Annotated in this window: 9 protein-coding genes; 2 read left to right on the plus strand and 7 right to left on the minus strand. The window is 71.8% G+C overall.

The genetic code is table 11. The annotated features are described in order from the left end of the window. Positions 1 to 2: 2 nt before the first annotated feature. The gene (locus NQZ70_RS05765; protein ID WP_129573319.1) at positions 3 to 1,751 is read right to left on the minus strand and encodes a DUF1592 domain-containing protein; all 1,749 of its coding nucleotides are present in this window, start codon (positions 1,749 to 1,751) and stop codon (positions 3 to 5) included. A gap of 69 nt (positions 1,752 to 1,820) precedes the next feature. Then, a complete protein-coding gene (locus tag NQZ70_RS05770; RefSeq protein ID WP_129573320.1) occupies positions 1,821 to 2,897 on the minus strand; it encodes a DUF4082 domain-containing protein in 1,077 nt (358 codons plus the stop codon). A 558-nt stretch (positions 2,898 to 3,455) separates the two neighbouring features. Here NQZ70_RS05770 and NQZ70_RS05775 point away from each other — a divergent pair. After that, entirely contained in the window at positions 3,456 to 4,985 is a 1,530-nt protein-coding gene (locus NQZ70_RS05775; RefSeq protein ID WP_237245074.1) for a right-handed parallel beta-helix repeat-containing protein, read from the plus strand. Between the two features lie 84 nt (positions 4,986 to 5,069). Here NQZ70_RS05775 and NQZ70_RS05780 read toward each other — a convergent pair whose 3' ends face one another. The 4 genes from NQZ70_RS05780 to NQZ70_RS05795 form a co-directional block, all read right to left on the minus strand. Then, a complete protein-coding gene (locus tag NQZ70_RS05780) occupies positions 5,070 to 6,344 on the minus strand; it encodes an AgmX/PglI C-terminal domain-containing protein (protein WP_129573321.1) in 1,275 nt (424 codons plus the stop codon). Between the two features lie 91 nt (positions 6,345 to 6,435). Continuing rightward, positions 6,436 to 7,167, minus strand: coding sequence for a response regulator transcription factor (locus tag NQZ70_RS05785; RefSeq protein ID WP_129573322.1), 732 nt, complete (start codon positions 7,165 to 7,167; stop codon positions 6,436 to 6,438). Beyond that, positions 7,164 to 9,044, minus strand: coding sequence for a sensor histidine kinase KdpD (locus NQZ70_RS05790; protein ID WP_272827897.1), 1,881 nt, complete (start codon positions 9,042 to 9,044; stop codon positions 7,164 to 7,166). Before NQZ70_RS05790 ends, NQZ70_RS05785 begins: the two co-directional genes overlap by 4 nt. A gap of 157 nt (positions 9,045 to 9,201) precedes the next feature. Further along, the gene (locus NQZ70_RS05795; RefSeq protein ID WP_129573324.1) at positions 9,202 to 13,008 is read right to left on the minus strand and encodes a M23 family metallopeptidase; all 3,807 of its coding nucleotides are present in this window, start codon (positions 13,006 to 13,008) and stop codon (positions 9,202 to 9,204) included. A gap of 239 nt (positions 13,009 to 13,247) precedes the next feature. Here NQZ70_RS05795 and NQZ70_RS05800 point away from each other — a divergent pair, with 239 nt between their 5' ends. Then, positions 13,248 to 14,090, plus strand: coding sequence for a PfkB family carbohydrate kinase (locus NQZ70_RS05800; protein ID WP_129573325.1), 843 nt, complete (start codon positions 13,248 to 13,250; stop codon positions 14,088 to 14,090). A 52-nt stretch (positions 14,091 to 14,142) separates the two neighbouring features. Here the strand turns inward: NQZ70_RS05800 and NQZ70_RS05805 are convergent, their stop codons facing one another. Continuing rightward, positions 14,143 to 16,323: an alkaline phosphatase gene (locus NQZ70_RS05805; RefSeq protein ID WP_129573326.1), complete on the minus strand. Its 2,181-nt coding sequence runs from the start codon at positions 16,321 to 16,323 to the stop codon at positions 14,143 to 14,145. Between the last annotated feature and the right edge of the window lie 5 nt (positions 16,324 to 16,328).

The following is a 16,328-nucleotide window of genomic DNA, read 5'->3' on the forward strand; positions in this document are numbered from 1 at the left end:
GCTCACCCCTCGGGCTTTCGCAGGTGCAAGAAGGCATGGCTCGTCGTGAGGTCGAGGATCAGGTCGCGCAGGCTGCCGCCGCTCTCGGGCGCAGGCGTGGCCGCCTCGATCGACGCGAGATCCTGGTCGACGGGGATGCGCCGGAGCGCCGTCTGGAAGAAGTGCCTCGTGAGGCAAGCGCGCGCCGCGGCGCTCGCCGCGAGCGCCGCCGACATCTCGACGCCGCCGTCGACCTCGACGCTCTCCCCGTCCGGGCCGATCGCCGGCAGGCGGCCGCGCGCGTCGATGTCGAGCGCCCCTGCGTCCTCGCCCGTCTCCTGCGCCTGCCAGCGCCCGAGCGCGTCGTAATGCTCGAACGCGAAGCCGATCGGGTTGATGGCCTTGTGGCAGATCGCGCACGTCTCGCTCGACGTCTTGGCCTCGACGTCCTCTCGAACCGTCCTGTGCACCAGCGCGCCGCCCTCCTCGACGGCGCCGCCCTTGACCGGCACGTCGCTCGCGTTGGGCGGCGGAGGCCCGAGGGGGCGGCAGAGCACCTCCTCCAGGATGTACGCGCCGCGACGGATCGGCGATTTGACCTCGACGCTGCCGAACACGCTCAGGAAGGCCGCCCGCGTGAAGAGCCCCGCGCGCTGATCGGCCGGGAGCGAGACCCAGGCGAACGCGCCGTCGCCCGCGGGGCCCTCCACCCCGTAGAGCGCGGCGAGGGGCCCGTTCACGTATGCGTCCGTGGTCGTGAGCAGCGTCTCGAAGCGGCCGTCCCCCTCGAAGAGCACGCGCTCGGCGAGGGCCTCGACCTCGGCGCGCATGGCGGCGCGCAGCGCCGGGGAGTCCTCGGGGTAGAGCTCGCGGCTCTTCGGCGCGTTCTCGAGCGAAGCGTGCTTGTTCGAGCCGTCGAGCTGGAGCCACTCGGCGAAGAAGCGCTTCGCCGTGGCGCGGGCGCGGTCGTGCGAGAGCAGCCGCTCCGCCTGCGCGCGCACGCCCTCCGCCGTGTCGAGCGCGCCCGACTCGGCGCCGTCGAGCAGCGCGTCGTCCGGCATCGTGTTCCAGAGGAAATACGAGAGGCGCGACGCCCGCTCCCAGCCCGTGAGCGGGCGGACGCCGGAGGCGAGCGCGTCGCCGCCGTCCCCGTCGCGGCCGAGCTCGACGAAATAATAGACGTTGGGCGACTGGATCATGGTCTTGAGCACGACGAGCAGGGCGTCCTCGAACGACTGCTCCTCCCGCGCCCGGGCGAACTGACCCTTGAGCATCGCGACCTCGGCCTCATCGAGCGTGTGCCGGAAGGCGCGGCGTCCGAACGTCCGCACGAAGCCGTCCACGCACGCCTCGTCGTCCGCGCCGCGCGTGTCGCACGGGAACACCGGGGTCCCCCACGACGCGCGCCGCGCGACGATCGCCTCCGCGGCGGCGTTGAGCTTGTCCACGGCGAGGAGCGAGGCGACCTCGCCCGCGTCCGGGTCGAGGTCGAGATCGAGCCCTGGATCGCCGAACAGGTCGCGCATCGAGCTCGTGAACTGCTCCGGCGTCATCCGGCGCATGCCCGCGCTGGCGACGTCGACAAGCCCGCTGTCGCGTGGCGGCCCGTCGCGCCCGTCGCGGTCGCCGCCGACGTCGCCGACGCAGCCCGCGAGCGCGCCCGACGTCGCGAGGGCGACCGCGCCGAGGAGCGCCGCCCCGCGCCGCCGGGGTGCGGCCGAGCGCCCGAGTGTTTCGAGGGGGAGCACGCCGTCCGGCATCGTTCGCTTCATGGCTTCGGTCCTCGCGCGGTCAGAGCAAGAAAAAGCAAGGGACGGGATCGCAGCGCGAACCCGCCCCCATCACGGCGCGGTGATCGAGACGTCGTCGAAATACGCCGCGCCCCCCTGCCGAAGGACCTCGACCCCGGACGTGCCGGCGGCGTAGGTCGTGTCCGTGGTGGTCAGCTCCAGCACCCCGTCGACGTAGAACTCGAGGGTGGTTCCGACCGTCACCGCCTTGAAGGTGTGCCACGTCCCCGGGGCCAGGGTGAGCGGCTTCGACACGGAGGACACGACCACATCGAGGTCGCGGACGGCGATCTCGAGCTCGCCCGTGCTCTTGTACATGAAGGTATACCGGTCGAGCTCATAGATATTGTACCGCGAGTTGAACCCCACGCTCCCCGGGCCCGACCAGCTCGGGATCTTGATCCTGGCCTCCACGACCGAGTCCTGCCAGTTGGTCGCCTCGGGGAAGAGCTTGGCGTTCGAGTCGGTGGTCGAGTACGACAGCACCTTGTTGGTCCCGTCCGTCGTGATGAGGAAGCCCGCGTAGGACTGGTCCCAGCCGTCGAGATCGCCGTCCTCGAAATCGTCGGCGAACGTGCTCGGCGGCTCCGGCTCGAACACGACGTCGCGGAAATAGTTGCTGTTCTTGTACACCATCGCGGGCCTCTGGCCGGCCGAGGTGGTGTAGACGCCGCTGCCGACGTAGGTGACGAGATCGCCGTTCACGATCGGGGCGTTGAACCCTCCGTTCGTAGCAGCGTACCAGTGATCTCCGCTGGTCGACACCGAGATCGTATAGGTCCTGTTGGCCGCGACCCGCACCGGTGCAGGCAGCGTGAACTCCTTCCATCCAGCGGTTCCACCGGGGATGTTCCACGTGTGGGAGGCGAGGGGCGCGTCCGCGCCGAGGCCCCAGATCCGCACCGCGTGGGCGCCGCTCTCGGCGGCGTTCGTGTAGATTCGTACCTTGGTGATGTTGCCGTCGCGGAGCGTGTGGAAACGGGTGCCCAGCTCGTAAAAACTGTCGTTGGCGAATACGGCAGGCGTCTGGGTCGTGAAGATCGACCCAGGCGCGGAGGCGATCGCGCCGCCCGCCAGGGCGAGCGCGGTGAGCACGACGGGCGCGGAAAACAGCGGACTCGGGCGCATGGTCCTCCTAACGGATTCTCTCAGGAATTGTCGAGCCGCGCTGTGCGGCGCGCCCGTCGATCCGCGGGATGCAGGGTTCGAGCGATCGCCGAGCCGGGGCTCGTCTCCGTCGTTGGATAACTAACCAGCTCATCGGTGCGAGCCAACTCATAGGCCGCATGCGATGCATGCACACCGTGCATGGCGCACGTCATCGCCTCGAAAACCGTGAACAAGCGGCCGATGAAGCGAGCCGCCGAGAGGCCAGGGGCGCCGAGAGGGCTCAGGAATATTCTTCTCTCGGTGTCCTCTCGCTCTGGCGATTCGACAGCTCGTCGCCAGCTCACTACCATCCTCGGTGGTCGGCGCGCGCCGCGACGAGGCCGCGGAAGCCGCGTCGAGCACAGGCTGGAGTACATCCTGCCACCTAAAGCGCAGGATCTGCCACCACAGCAGTGTCTGGTCGCATGACAACGGGCATTGTTGTGTCATCTTGCCTCGCCACGGCGAGAATGCCTCACCGTGACTCTGAAAAATTACAGTGGAGCTTTTGTAGCCCATGACGAGGAGGACGCTTCTGTGAAAATTCGAGCTTGCGCGATCGGGTTGCTCCTCACGGCCGGATGCACCGGCGAGCTCGGTGGAGCGACGGAGGACGGACCGGTGACCCTCCCGCCGCCGGTCAACATCCCGCCGGTCAGCATCGACTGCACCCACGTCGGGAGCGGCCGGGACTACCAGGTCGGCCCTGGCAAGGCGTTCGAGACGCTCGGCGACGTGCCGTTCGAGACGCTCGCCGCCGGCGACACGGTGCGCGTCTTCTGGCGCGCCGGGGGGTACCACGAGAAGATCATGCTCGGCGGCCAGGGGACGGCGGAGCAGCCGATCCGGCTCTGCGGCGTCCCTGGGCCGAACGGCGAGCTGCCGGTGATCGACGGCGAGGGCGCCACCACCCGGCCCGAGCTCGATTTCCCCTTCGACGGCCACCAGGTGAGGGGGCTCATCATCGTCGGGCACAAGCACGACGACCCGTACGATCTCGACCCCAGCCACATCGTCATCGAGGGGCTCGAGATCAAGAACGCTTCGCCCCCCCACCGCTTCACCGACAAGGCGGGGTCGGCGGCGTCGTACGCGGACAACGCGGCCGGCATCTTCGTGGAGCGCGGCGACCACGTGACCATCCGCGCCTGCGAGGTGCACGAGAACGCCAACGGCCTCTTCATCGGCACCGCCGGCGGCGACATCCTCACCAAGAACGTGCTCATCGAGTCGAGCTACATCCACGACAACGGCAGCCTGAGCGACTTCAACGAGCACAACGTCTACAACGAGGCGTCGAACGTCATCTACCAGTTCAACCGCTTCGGCCCCACGCGCGGCGGAAACGGCAACAACATCAAGGAGCGCTCGGCCGGCGTCGTGATCCGGTACAACTGGATCGAGGACGGCGCCCACCTGATCGACCTCGTCGACGCGCAGGAGGCGACCGACTCGATCGCGCTGCCGTCGTTCCACGAGACCTTCATCTACGGCAACGTGCTCCTGCGCAGCGGCTACGGCCCGTCGATGATCCACTACGGCGGCGACAGCGGGCAGACCGAGTACTACCGGAAGGGCACGCTCCACTTCTTCTCCAACACCGTCTTCGTCAAGAACGACACGTACCGGGATTACCAGCGCTCCGCCGTGTTCGAGGCCTCGACCAACGACGAGCGGATCCAGGCGCGCAACAACGTGTTCGCCAGCAGCCAGGAGCCGACGGACATCCGCGCGGTCACCTTCCTCGGGGATCGCGACGACGTGGCGGCCGGGGTCCTCGTCCTCGCCGGCAACTGGGTGAGGAAGGGGTGGACGGCGTTCGACCCCGTGCCGGGCCCGAAGCTGATCGGGAGGGTCGACGGCCTGGAGAGCTCGATCTTCGGCGTCGACCCGGCGTTCGCCTCGGCGTCGAGCCACGACTTCATCCCGGCCACGGGCGCGCCGCTCATCGAGGCCGGAGCGGCGCTCGAAGGCCTCCCGCCGGTCGACTACCAGTACGAGCCGCACCAGCAGGCCAAGCGGCGCAGCGACGGCCCGAAGCTCACCATCGGCGCGTTCGCGCAATAGGCGGGCGGGCGGGCGCGCCGCCGCGGCGCGCCCCGCCCAGCCGCGCTCGCGAGGCGGGCGCCCGCCTCGGTCACCGGCCCTCCCTCAGTCGCCAGGCGAGAACTCGATCGGATAGACGACCGTGGTCTTCTTCCCGATGGCCGGGAACCGCAGCCCCCTCGTCGCCTCCACCATGCAACGGTCCGCCGTCGCGTCGCGCAGCGTCGCCGCCGCGGCGTCGACCTGGACGTCGGCCACCGTCCCGTCGCCGTGGATCGCGAACGAGAGCGGGATCTTCCCCGCCGCGTCCGGGCGCCGCTCGAGCAGCGCTTCGTAGCAGGTCCGGTACGCCGGGAAGCCGGTCCGCACCACGGCCTGGATCTCCGCCGGCGTGAGGCCGTCCGGCAGCGGCACCGCGATCGGCCCGGCGGGCACCTCCGTCATCGCGGCGAGCGCCTCCTCGACCGCGGGGAGCTGCGCCTTCCGCGGCGCGGCGATCAGGATCGCGGGCGGCGCCCCGGCGCGCTCGCGCACCGCGATGAGCCCCTCGCCCTTCTCGAGCCGCGCGGCGATGTCCGCCGTGGGCAGCGGCAGGTCCGCGTCGTACCGCGCGGGGATGCGGTGGTTGCCGAGATCGAAGTAGAAGACCGCGAGGCTCGACCCGAGCAGCGGCCGGGCCGCCGGGATCTGGGTCCAGCCGTCGGTCCCGTGCGACATGCGGTTGATCGACACCTTGTCGCAGCGCGGGCAGGCCTCCTGCCGGAGCGCTCGAATCGCGGTCGGGATCGCGAAGGTCCTGAGGCGCTCGCTCACCTCCCGGTTCCCGCCGAACGTGATCACGGTGACCGTGAGCTCCCGGGGGCCCGACTCCTGCACGGGGAAATACCGCGCGAGCGCCCGGGCGAACGGCGACGCTCGCTCCGCGTCGAACGGCTCCTCCGGCAGCGGCTTCTCCTCGCTCCCGGTGACCAGGAGGCGCAGGCGCCGCTCGGCGGCCCTCTGGAGCGGCCAGGGCTCTTCGACGGCGTGCTCGCCGAGGAGCGACTCCACGGCGGCGATCGCGGCCTCGTGGTCGCCCTCCGCCTCGAGCACCCGGCTCATCGCGAGCCTGGCCTGATCGCGCTGATCCAGCGTCAGCGCTGGATCGGCGAGCACCTCGGCGAGCGCCTGCCGCGCGGCGGCGATCTCCCGGCCCGCGTCGAGCCTGCGCTCGGCCTGCTCGATCGCGAGCGAGATGTCGGGCCGCCTGTCGGCGCCGGCGGCGAGGTCGACGCGCGCCCCGGCGCCCGGCGCGGCGGTCTCCGGCCCGTCGACGCACGCGGCGAGCGAGAGCAGGCCCACGGCGATGGCGGCGGCGGCGGAGCGATGGATGGTGTTCATGACGATCGATGTCCTCCTGCGCGCGGCCCGTTTGCGGCAGCGCGTGAGGGGGAGTCTGCGCGCTGGCCTTGTTGGCGCCGTCTTCGCCATGTCACCGTTCCGTCTCCGGCGTCGGAGCGCGGGTGAACCGGTAGCCGGCGCCGCGCACGGTCACGAGGTGCCGCGGCGATCTCGGGTCGGGCTCGAGCTTCGCGCGCAGCCGGTTGATGAAGTTGTCGACCGTGCGATCGGTGCCGAAGTAGTCCGCGCCCCAGACCGCGTCGAGGATGCGCTGGCGCGGCAGGAGCGCGCCCTCGCGCTCGACGAAGAAGCGCAGGAGCTTCATCTCGAGCGCCGTGAGCTCGACGGGCGCCCCGCGCCGCTCCACGCGGTGGGCGCGGAAGTCGATGACGACCTCCGCGAACTGCACGACGGCGCGCTCGGCCTCGCCGAGCCGCCGCCGCCGCAGCGCCGCGTCGACGCGGGCGAGGAGCTCGGAGACGCCGAACGGCTTGACGATGTAGTCGTCCGCGCCGAGCCGGAGCCCCCGCACCTTGTCCTGCTCCTCGCCCTTGGCGGTGACCATCAGGATGGGCAGGTCGGCGTCGTGCCGGCGGAGCTCCTCGCAGATCTCGAAGCCGTTCAGCCCGGGCAGCATCACGTCGAGCAGCACGAGGTCGGGCCGCGCGGCGAGCGCCATCGACAGCCCCTCGGCGCCGGTCTTCGCCACCTCGACGCGGAAGCCCGCGGAGCGCAGCGTCTTCTGGAGGCCGAGGCGCAGCGTCGGGTCGTCCTCGACGACGAGGACGGTCTCCAGCCTGCCTTCGGGCGTCTTCTGGGTCATGGCGTGTGCTCCTTCGGTCCTCGGGGGCCTGGGATCCACAGGGTGAACGCGGCGCCGCGGCCCGGCTCGCTGTCGACGCGGGCGCCGCCGCCGTGCGCGCGGGCGACGTGCCGGACCAGCGACAGCCCGATGCCGCTGCCGGAGACGGCGCGGCTCAGCCGGTCGTCGGCGCGCTCGAACGGCTCGAAGATGCGGCGCTGGTCGCGCCGGGCGATGCCCGGGCCGCGGTCCTCGACGGCGATCGCGACGCCGCCCCGCTCGCGGGCGACGCGCACGAGGTAGGGGGCGGCGAGCGGCGCGTACTTCAGGGCGTTGGCGAGGAGGTTGTCGACCGCGAGCTGGATCTGGCCCGCGTCGATGCTCGCCTCCGCGGCCGGGTCGAGCTCGCGCACGACCCTGGGCATCTCCGGGTTCCGCTCCTCGAACGTGTCGATCGAGGCCGCGACCGCGTCGGCGACGCGGGCCGGGGCGCGCCCTTCGGCCGCGCGTCCGGCCATCATCCGGCTGAAGCCGAGCAGCCGCTCCACGGTCTCGCCGAGCCGCCGCGACTCGCGGCCGAGCGCCTCGAACACCTCGCGGTGCTCGTCGGGCGCGAGCCGCCCCTCCTCGAGCAGCTCCGAGAGCATGCGCACCGACGCGATCGGCGTCCGGAGCTCGTGGGAGACGGCGGCGACGAAGTCGGTGCGCAGCTCGCTGGAGCGCCGGGCGGCGCGCATGCGCGCGAACAGGACCGCGGCCAGCCCGAGGGCGAGCGCCGTGGCGGCGGCGCCGACGCCGACGAGCAGCCGCTTGCCGCGCGCGGCGTGCCGCTCGACGGCCGCTGGATCCGCGGGCGAGAGCCGCACGGCGAGCTCCGGCGCGATCGGCAGGAGGGCCGCGGGCGCGCCGCCGAGCTCGGGCGCGACGGGCGCCCGCCCGGCCCCCGCGGCCGCGGCCCCGGCGAGGACGTCGGCGCGGACGTCGGGCGGCAGCGGGCGTGCGACGCCGTGGAGCCAGCCGGCGAGCGAGCTCCCGTGGATCACGAAGCCGGCGGAGCGCCCGTCCGGGAGCGCCCGCAGCGCGCCCGCGGCGGCGCCAGCGCGGAAGGAGACGAGCCCGCGCGCGTCGGGGCGCGCGCGCAGCGCGGCGTCGAGGCCTCCGCGCCGGAGCTCGGCCACGAGCGCGTCGCGCTCGGGGCGCGGGGCCGCGAGGGCAGCGGCCGCCCGCTCGCGCGGTTCGCCCGAGAGCGCGGCGTCCACCTCGATCGCGGCGGCCTTCCGCTCCGGCTCGGAGAGCCCCGCCGCGTGCGCCTCGAGCCACGCGGCGATGGCGCCGTGGTCGACGGCGCGATCGGCCGCGGCGTCGAGCGCGAGGACGGGCCAGAGCCACCGCCCCGCGGGCGAGCGGGCCTCGGCGCAGCGCGCGAGGAAGTCGCGCCGCGCGGCGGCGCGGGCCTGGGCGTCCGGCCCGGCGGCGGCGCGGGCGAGCGCGGCGCACCCGTCGGGCGCGGGCGCGGTCGGCGGCGCGGCCTGGGCCGGCAGCAGCACGGAGCGATCCGGCGCGAGCAGCACCGGCGCGGCGAACGGCGGCGCGATCGCGGCGAGCGCCGCCGCGGCGGACTCGGGGGGGCCGTGGGGGGAGCTGTCGAGGGGGCCGCCGAGGGGGCCGTCGCTGCGGAGGGCGGCGAGGGCGGCCTCGGCGCGGTCGGTCTCCTGGTCGATCGCGCGCGACAGGCGCGCGGAGGCGGTGGCCAGCCCGAGCGCCACCTCGCGGCGGGCGCCGTCGGCCTCGTTGGAGACGGCGCGCAGGCCGAGGACGCCGACGCAGATCGCGGGGACGCTCGCGGCGGCGGCGAAGAGCGCCCAGTCGCGCAGGCGGCTGGCCCGAGGGGAGAGCACGGGCGCAGGATCGCACGGGAAGGTCACCGGAATGTCACCGGCTGGGGGCGCTGTCCGAGCGCAGGGGAGCCGCGGCCAGGGGGCGACTCCGCGGGGGTCGGCGCCGGCGAGCTCGGCTCAGCAGGCGGGGTGGATGGGCGGCGTCACGGCGCGGGCGTCACCGGCACGCCTGGGCGGCCGTGTTCCGGCGGAGCCCGCAGACGAAGGCGCCGCCGCCGCAGCTGAAGACGCTGCAGTACTCGTGCACTTCCTTGTCCCCGTTCGGGAGGGTCTTCACCTCGCAGTCCGCGGGGCTGTGCTGGGTGCACACCCCCTCGCAGCGGATCGGGCCGGTCGTCCCGTCGTTCGCGTCGGTGCAGGGCCGCTCGTCGAGCTGGGTGTGCGACGTGAAGCCCACGTCCGCCTGATCGTCGAAGTGCCCCGTGCAGAAGTGCGCGTCGGTGACGGTGCCCTCGAGATAGCTCCGGAGGTCCTGCGAGAAGAACGGCACCGGATTCGGCGCCTTGTTGTCGGCGACGCGGCGGACCTCGAAGTGCAGGTGGTCGTTGTCCGGCCAGTCCGACGACTCGCCGATCTCCTGCCCCGGGACGACGAGATCTCCCTCCGCGACCAGGCTCGACGCGGCGTGGCCGTAGATGACGTACACCGAGCCATAGCGGATCGTCAGATCGATCTGGGAGGGCGCGCCGCGGGCGGTGGGGTACCGGTTCGTGCAGGCGCTCGGCCCGGCGCACATGACCTTGCCATAGCCGACCGAGTACAGGGGGCTGCGCGCGGGGACGGAGAAATCGAGCCCGCTGTGGTTGCCGGAGGTGTGCCTGTAATAGACGGTCTGGAGCACGACGGAGGTGCACGTGTGGCCGAAGTACTGGCCCATGGGGGGCGCATCGCCGTTCGGCATCGTGGTGGGGTGATTGCAGAACGTCGGCGTCTTCGTGTCGCTGAGCTCGTCGCCGGGCCCCACCTCGCCGCAGCCGGCGGTCGGGTCCCCCCCGCCGCCGGCGCCCGAGACCGTCGCGTTCGTGATGGTCGCGCCCTCGTCGTACAGGCTCGTGTCCAGCTCGAGCGGGTAGGTGGGCGCCGCGCTGCTCGTGTGGAACACGGTCCCGTTCTTCAGGTAGCGCACCTGGCCGCCCTGCACCTCGACGCGGAAGACGTCGCCGGCCTGGTAGCTCCCGAAGTAGCCCTGGCCATAGCCGTGCTCCACGACCTCCAGCCCTCCGTCGCCGCGCAGGTAGATCGCGTGATCGATGTCCCCGTAACCCTGATCCGTGTCGGCGTGGCCGAGGCCCGCCATCTTGTACCGGCTCGTCTCGTTCGTGGAGAACTCCGCGTAGCCGTCGCCCGACGCGAGCTGCTGGACGGACGAGGCCCCGGCGTGCCACCCCCAGCCGGCGGCGCGCGTCAGCGAGCTCCCGCTCGCCGGGGCATAGCGGACGTTCTTCCAGAACCCCGGCGGCATGCAGCTCGTGTCGCCGGCCGCGCAGCTCACGACCTGGGCGCTGGCGACGGTCGCGCCCTCGTCATGCAGGCTTGTGTCGAGCCCGAGCGGGTAGGTCGGCGCCGTCAGGCTCGTGTGGAATACGAGCCCGTTCTTGCGGTAGCGCACCTGGCCATTGAACACCTCGACGCGGAAGATGTCGCCGGCCTGGTAGGTGCCGAAGTAGCCCTGTCCAACTCCCTGCTCGAAGACCTCCAGGCCTCCATCGGCGCGCAGGTAGATCGCATAATCGATGTCCCCGTAGCCCTGATCGGCGTCGCCGTGGCTCAGGCCCGCCATCTTCTGGAGGTTCGCCTCGTTCGTGGAGAACTCCACATAGCCGTCGCCCGCGTCGATCTGCTCGGCCGACGAGGCCCCGGCGTGCCAGCCCCAGCCGGCGGTGCGCGTCAGCAGGCCTCCGTTGGCGGTGACGTAGCGGACGTCGCTCCACAGCCCCGGCGGCATGCAGCTCGTGTCGCCGGCCGCGCAGCTCACGAGCTGCGCGCTGGCGATGGTCGCGCCCTCGTCGTGCAGGCTTGTGTCGAGCCCGAGCGGGTAGGTGGGCGCCGCGTTGCTCGTGTGGAACACAAGCTCGTTCTTGCGGTAGCGCACCTGGCCATTGAACACCTCGACGCGGAAGACGTCCCCGGCCTGGTACGTCCCGAAATATCCCTGTCCAACGCCCTGCTCGAGGATCTCCAGGCCTCCGTCGTCGCGCAGGTAGATCGCGTAATCGATGTCCCCGTAGCCCTGATCGATGTCGCCGTGGCTGAGGCCGGCGATCTTCTGGAGGTCCGCCTCGTTCGTGGAGAACTCCACGTAGCCGTCGCCCGCCTCGATCTGCTCGACCGACGACGCCCCGGCGTGCCAGCCCCAGCCGGCATCCCGGGTCAGCAGGCTTCCGTTCGCCGTGGCGTAGCGGACGTTCTTCCATTCCTGCGGCGGCATGCAGCTCGCGTCGCCGGCCGCGCAGCTCATGACCTGGGCGCTGGTGACGGTCGCGCCCTCGTCGTGCAGGCTGGTGTCGAGCCCGAGCGGGTAAGTGGGCGCCGTGTTGCTCGTGTGGAACACCATCCCGTTCTGCCGGTAGCGCACCTGGCCATTGAACACCTCGACGCGGAAGACGTCGCCGGCCTGGTACGTCCCGAAATATCCCTGTCCAGCCCCCTGCTCGAAGATCTCCAGGCCTCCATCGGCGCGCAGGTAGACCGCGTAATCGATGTCTCCGAAGCCCTGATCGCCGTCGCCGTGGTTGAGGCCGGCCATCTTCTGGAGGTTCGCCTCGTTCGTGGAGAACTCCACGAACCCGTCGCCCGCCTCGATCTGCTCGACCGACGACGCCCCGGCGTGCCACCCCCAGCCGGCGTTGCGCGTCAGCAAACCTCCGTTGGCGGTGACGTAGCGGACGTTCCTCCACAGCCCCGGCGGCATGCAGCTCGTGTCGCCGGCCGCGCAGCTCGCGACCTGGGCGCTGGTGACGGTCGCGCCCTCGTCGTGCAGGCTTGTGTCCAGCGCGAGCGGGTAGGTGGGCGGCGTGTGGCTCGTGTAGAACACGAGCCCGTTCTTGCGGTAGCGCACCTGGCCATTGAACGCCTCGACGCGGAAGACGTCGCCGGCCTGGTACGTCCCGAAATAGCCCTTTCCATACCCCTGCTCGAAGATCTCCAGGCCCCCGTCGGCGCGCAGGTAGACCGCGTAATCGATGTCCCCGTAGCCCTGATCGGCGTCGCCGTTGCTGAGGCCCGCCATCTTCTGGAGGCTCGCCTCGCTCGTGGAGAACTCCACGAACCCGTCGCCCGCCTCGATCTGCTCGACCGACGAGGCGCCGGCGTGCCAGCCCCAGCCGGGGCTGCGCGTCAGCAAGGTCCCGTTGGCCGGGGCGTAGCGGACGTTCTTCCAGAACCCCGGCGGCATGCAGCTCGTGTCGCCGGCCGCGCAGCTCGTGACCTGGGCGCTCGTGACGGTCGCGCCCTCGTCGTGCAGGCTGGCGTCGAGCCCGAGCGGGTAGGTGGGCGCCGTGGCGCTCGTGTAGAACACCACCCCGTTCTTGCGGTAGCGCACCTCGCCATTGAACACCTCGACGCGGAAGACGTCGCCGGCCTGGTACGTCCCGAAGTAGCCCTTCCCGTACCCTTGCTCGAGGATCTCCACGCCCCCGTCGGCGCGCAGGAGCAGCCCGTAATCGATGTCCCAGAACGACTGGCTGTCATCGCCGTGGCTCAACCCGGCGATCTTGGTCCGGTCCGCCTCGTTCGTGGAGAACTCCACGAACCCGTCGCCCGCCTCGATCTGCTGGACCGACGACGCGCCGGCGCTCCAGCCCCAGCCCGGCCCGCGGGTGAGCGCGCCGTCGCCCACCGCCACCTCGACGGCGTTGTTCCAGAACGCGGATGCGCCCTCGGCCGCGCGCGCGTCTCCCGTGCTCGCGCAGATGCCCAGCGCGGCGAGGACCGCGGGGAGCGCGCTCTTGCTGAGCCGCCTCATGACGCGTCCGTCCTCTCGCAGCCCGCGACGAGCGCGGCGGCGAGGCGTGACGCTGGGTGAGGAATGGGTCTGTCGAATGCGTCCTGGGACATGGTGAGGATCTCCTCTGCATATGAGTTCTCGGGCCACCCCCTTTCCTACGCCGCGTCCCTCCGGCTTCTGACAGCCCTCGCCGTCCTTTCCCTCGGCGCCCCGGCCGCGCCCCCGCCTCCCGCCGCCGCCGTGCTATGTCGCCCCTCATGCCAGCGCCGCGCATCGCCGTCGTGGGCCACGTCGAGCACGTGACGCTCGGCCGCGCCGAGGGCGTCCCCGCGCCGGGCGACATCGTGCACCTGCTCGACGCGCGCTTCCTCCCCGGCGGGGGCGGCGGCCTCGCCTTCGCGCAGCTCTGCCGCAGCGACGCCGAGATCCACCTCTTCACGGCGCTCGGCCACGACGCCGCGGCGCGCGCCGTCGAGGCGCGCATCCGGGTCGCGCCGGGCCGCGTCCACGTCCACGCCGCCGTGCGCGCCGTGGATCACCCGCGCGTGGTCGTCGTCGTGGACGCCGAGGGCCGCCGCACCATCATCGTCACCGGCGCCCCGCTCCAGCCCGCCGCGACCGACCCGCTCCCCTGGTCGATCCTCGCCGGCTGCGACGCCGCGTACTTCACCGGCGCCGACCCCGAGAGCCTGCGCCTCGCGCGCGCCGCCCGCCGCCTCGTGGTGACGGCCCGCAGGGGCGCCGCGCTCCGGGCCGCGGCGATCGCGCCCGACGTCGTCCTCGGCAGCGCCTCCGACCCGCGCGAGAACGCCCCGCTCGACGCCTACGACCCTCGCCCCGGCGCGCTGGTCCTCACCGACGGGCCGCGCCCGGTCCGCGTCCTCCGCCCCGGAGGCGCCGCGCTGGTCGACGCGCCGCCCGCGCCCGCCCGCGTCCTCGGCGACTACGGCGCCGGCGACAGCTTCGCCGGTGCCCTCACCTTCCACCTCGCCCACGGCCTCCCGGTCGAGGAGGCCTGTCGCCGCGCCGGGCCGCACGGCGCCGCGGTGCTGCGCGGGATCGATCCGCTCGAGACGCAGCTCCCCCTCGTCCCGCCGTGATCCCGCCGCGGCGCCAGCGCGCCAGCGCGCAGCGCCTTCCGCGCGCGCCGGCTCAGATCCACTTCTGCGCGTCGGGGTCCCAGCGCTTCCAGGCGCCGCGGTCGTGCAGGTAGAGCTCGCTCTCCCCGCGCAGGGTGCGGAAGCGCTTGCTCCCGATCTCCAGCTCGCCGCGCTTCTCCGAGTAGTCGATCAGCGCGTCGGCGGCGCCGATGCGCCGCATCTCGGCCACGAGCTCTTCCCCGCTCGCCTCGATCACCACGTAGCCGTGGGCGTTGCTGTCGGCGTGCGCGAGGTGCGGGTTGACCTTCGTCTCGGTCGACATGAGCAGATCGTCGATGCCGGCGGCGAGCAGCGCGGCGCCCGGGACCGAGCCGAGCACCGGATCGCCGGTCACCTGGCTCATCAACAGCTCGCGGAAGGCCCCCGACGAGACCGCGCCGCCCACGAGCTCGACGATCTTCTTCGAGGGATCGCCGGCGAGGCCCGCGGTCCCCGCGTAGAAGGCGTGGATGTCGCCGGTGATCGCCACGACGCCGCCCACCTCCACGAGCCGTTCCAGGAGCTCGTTCCGCTTGTTGGGAAACCCGTCCCAGGCGTCGACGTTCATGGTGAAGCGGCGCTTGAACTGCTCGGGGATGCTGTAGGGGGAGAGATCGACCGCGAGCGGGAGCAGGCAGAACTCGTTGCCCCAGATCTTCCAGGTCGCCTTCGAGCCTTCCATGGTCTCGAGGAACCACGCCTCCTGCTCGGCGCCCATCACGTCCTCGCTCGCGCCCTGCGTCTCCTTGTAGCGGAAGGCGGCGTAGAGCTCGAACGCGTCCTTGGCCGTGAGGTAGCGCGCCCCGACCGAGCCGTGGGCGCTGAACTTGCCGAGATCCACGTACGCGATGCCCCGATCGAAGAGCGCCGAGGCCGCGGGCTCGATGAGCGGGATCTGCATGTCCTCCGGCAAACCCTCGTTCACGCCGGCGACGATCTGATTGATGACGAGCACGCTGATGTCGCCCGTCACGTCGGCGGCGTCGTAGCCGGCGGCCTCCGCGGCTTCCTTGAGGACCGAGGCGTACAGGCCATCCTCGTACGTCTCGATGTGCGACACGTAGGGCATGGCGAACTCGGGGACCCCCTGGAGCTCCTCGATGAGCGTCACCTGGTCGAGCACCACCTTGCCGGGGAAGGCGCCCTCGGGGACGAGGTGATCCGGGCGGTAGCTGCGCAGATCCGTCATCACCAGGTGGACGTGCCGGCCGAACACGAAGTCGCGGTAGATGCGGAAATCGTCCGGGAGCGAGGCGCCGGGGTCCTGCTCGACGTCGTCGCCGTAATCGACGGGCTGGTACTCGAACCACGCCTGGTTCGCGGCCCTGCGGCGCTCCACGTCGGTCTCGTCCTCCCGGTCGTCGAAGTAGGTGGCCGTCGCGCCGTAGCAGTCGTTCGAGAACTCGTGATCGTCCCACGTGGCGATCATCGCGAAGCGCTCGTGGACCCTCTGGAGGTTGGCGTCGGAGCGATACGTCTTGTAGAGCTCCCGGTAGTTGCTGAGCGACCGGGCCGCTTGATAGGCGCTCTCGCCCTCGCCGAGGTCGATGGCGCCGGCCGCGTCGGTGAAGACGACGCTGCGCCCGGAGGTGCTCTGGAAGCTTGGATCGCCGGTCGTCTCGTAGATGTAGTCGCCGAGGTGGACGAAGAAGTCGAGCTCCTCCTCGGCGAGCGCCAGGTAGGTATTGTAGAAGCGCCCGATGTAGTCCTGGCACGACACGTAGGCGAAGCGGACCTTGACGTCGTCTTCCTCGGCCGGCGCGGTCTTTGTGCGCCCCACGCGAGACACGTAGCCCGTGTCGCCCTTCACATAGATGAAGCGGTAGTAATAGACCGTGCCCGCCGAGAGCCCGCGGACCTTCACCTTGACGCAGTGATCGTGCCGCCCGAGCGCCTTCACCTTCGTCTGTCCGGCGTCGAGCGCCACCCGCTGCGTGAACTCGGCGTCGGTCGCGACCTCGACCTCGAGATCGAGATCCTCCTCGCCGTCCTGCACGCGGGTCCAGAGGACGATGCTGCCGGGGCGAGGGTCGCCGGAGGCGACCGACTGGGGGAAGTACGCTGACCCGTCGGCGAGCTCGCGCCCGGGCTCGGCGCCCAGCGGATTGACGATCTCGGGATCGCCGCAGGCCGGGACGACCAGCGCGCCGGCGGTGACGAGGGTGGCTCGGAGGAAATCTCTGCGCTTCAGCATCGCGC

Source organism: Sorangium sp. So ce836 (assembly GCF_028553905.1).
GTDB lineage: Bacteria > Myxococcota_A > Polyangia > Polyangiales > Polyangiaceae > Sorangium > Sorangium cellulosum_D.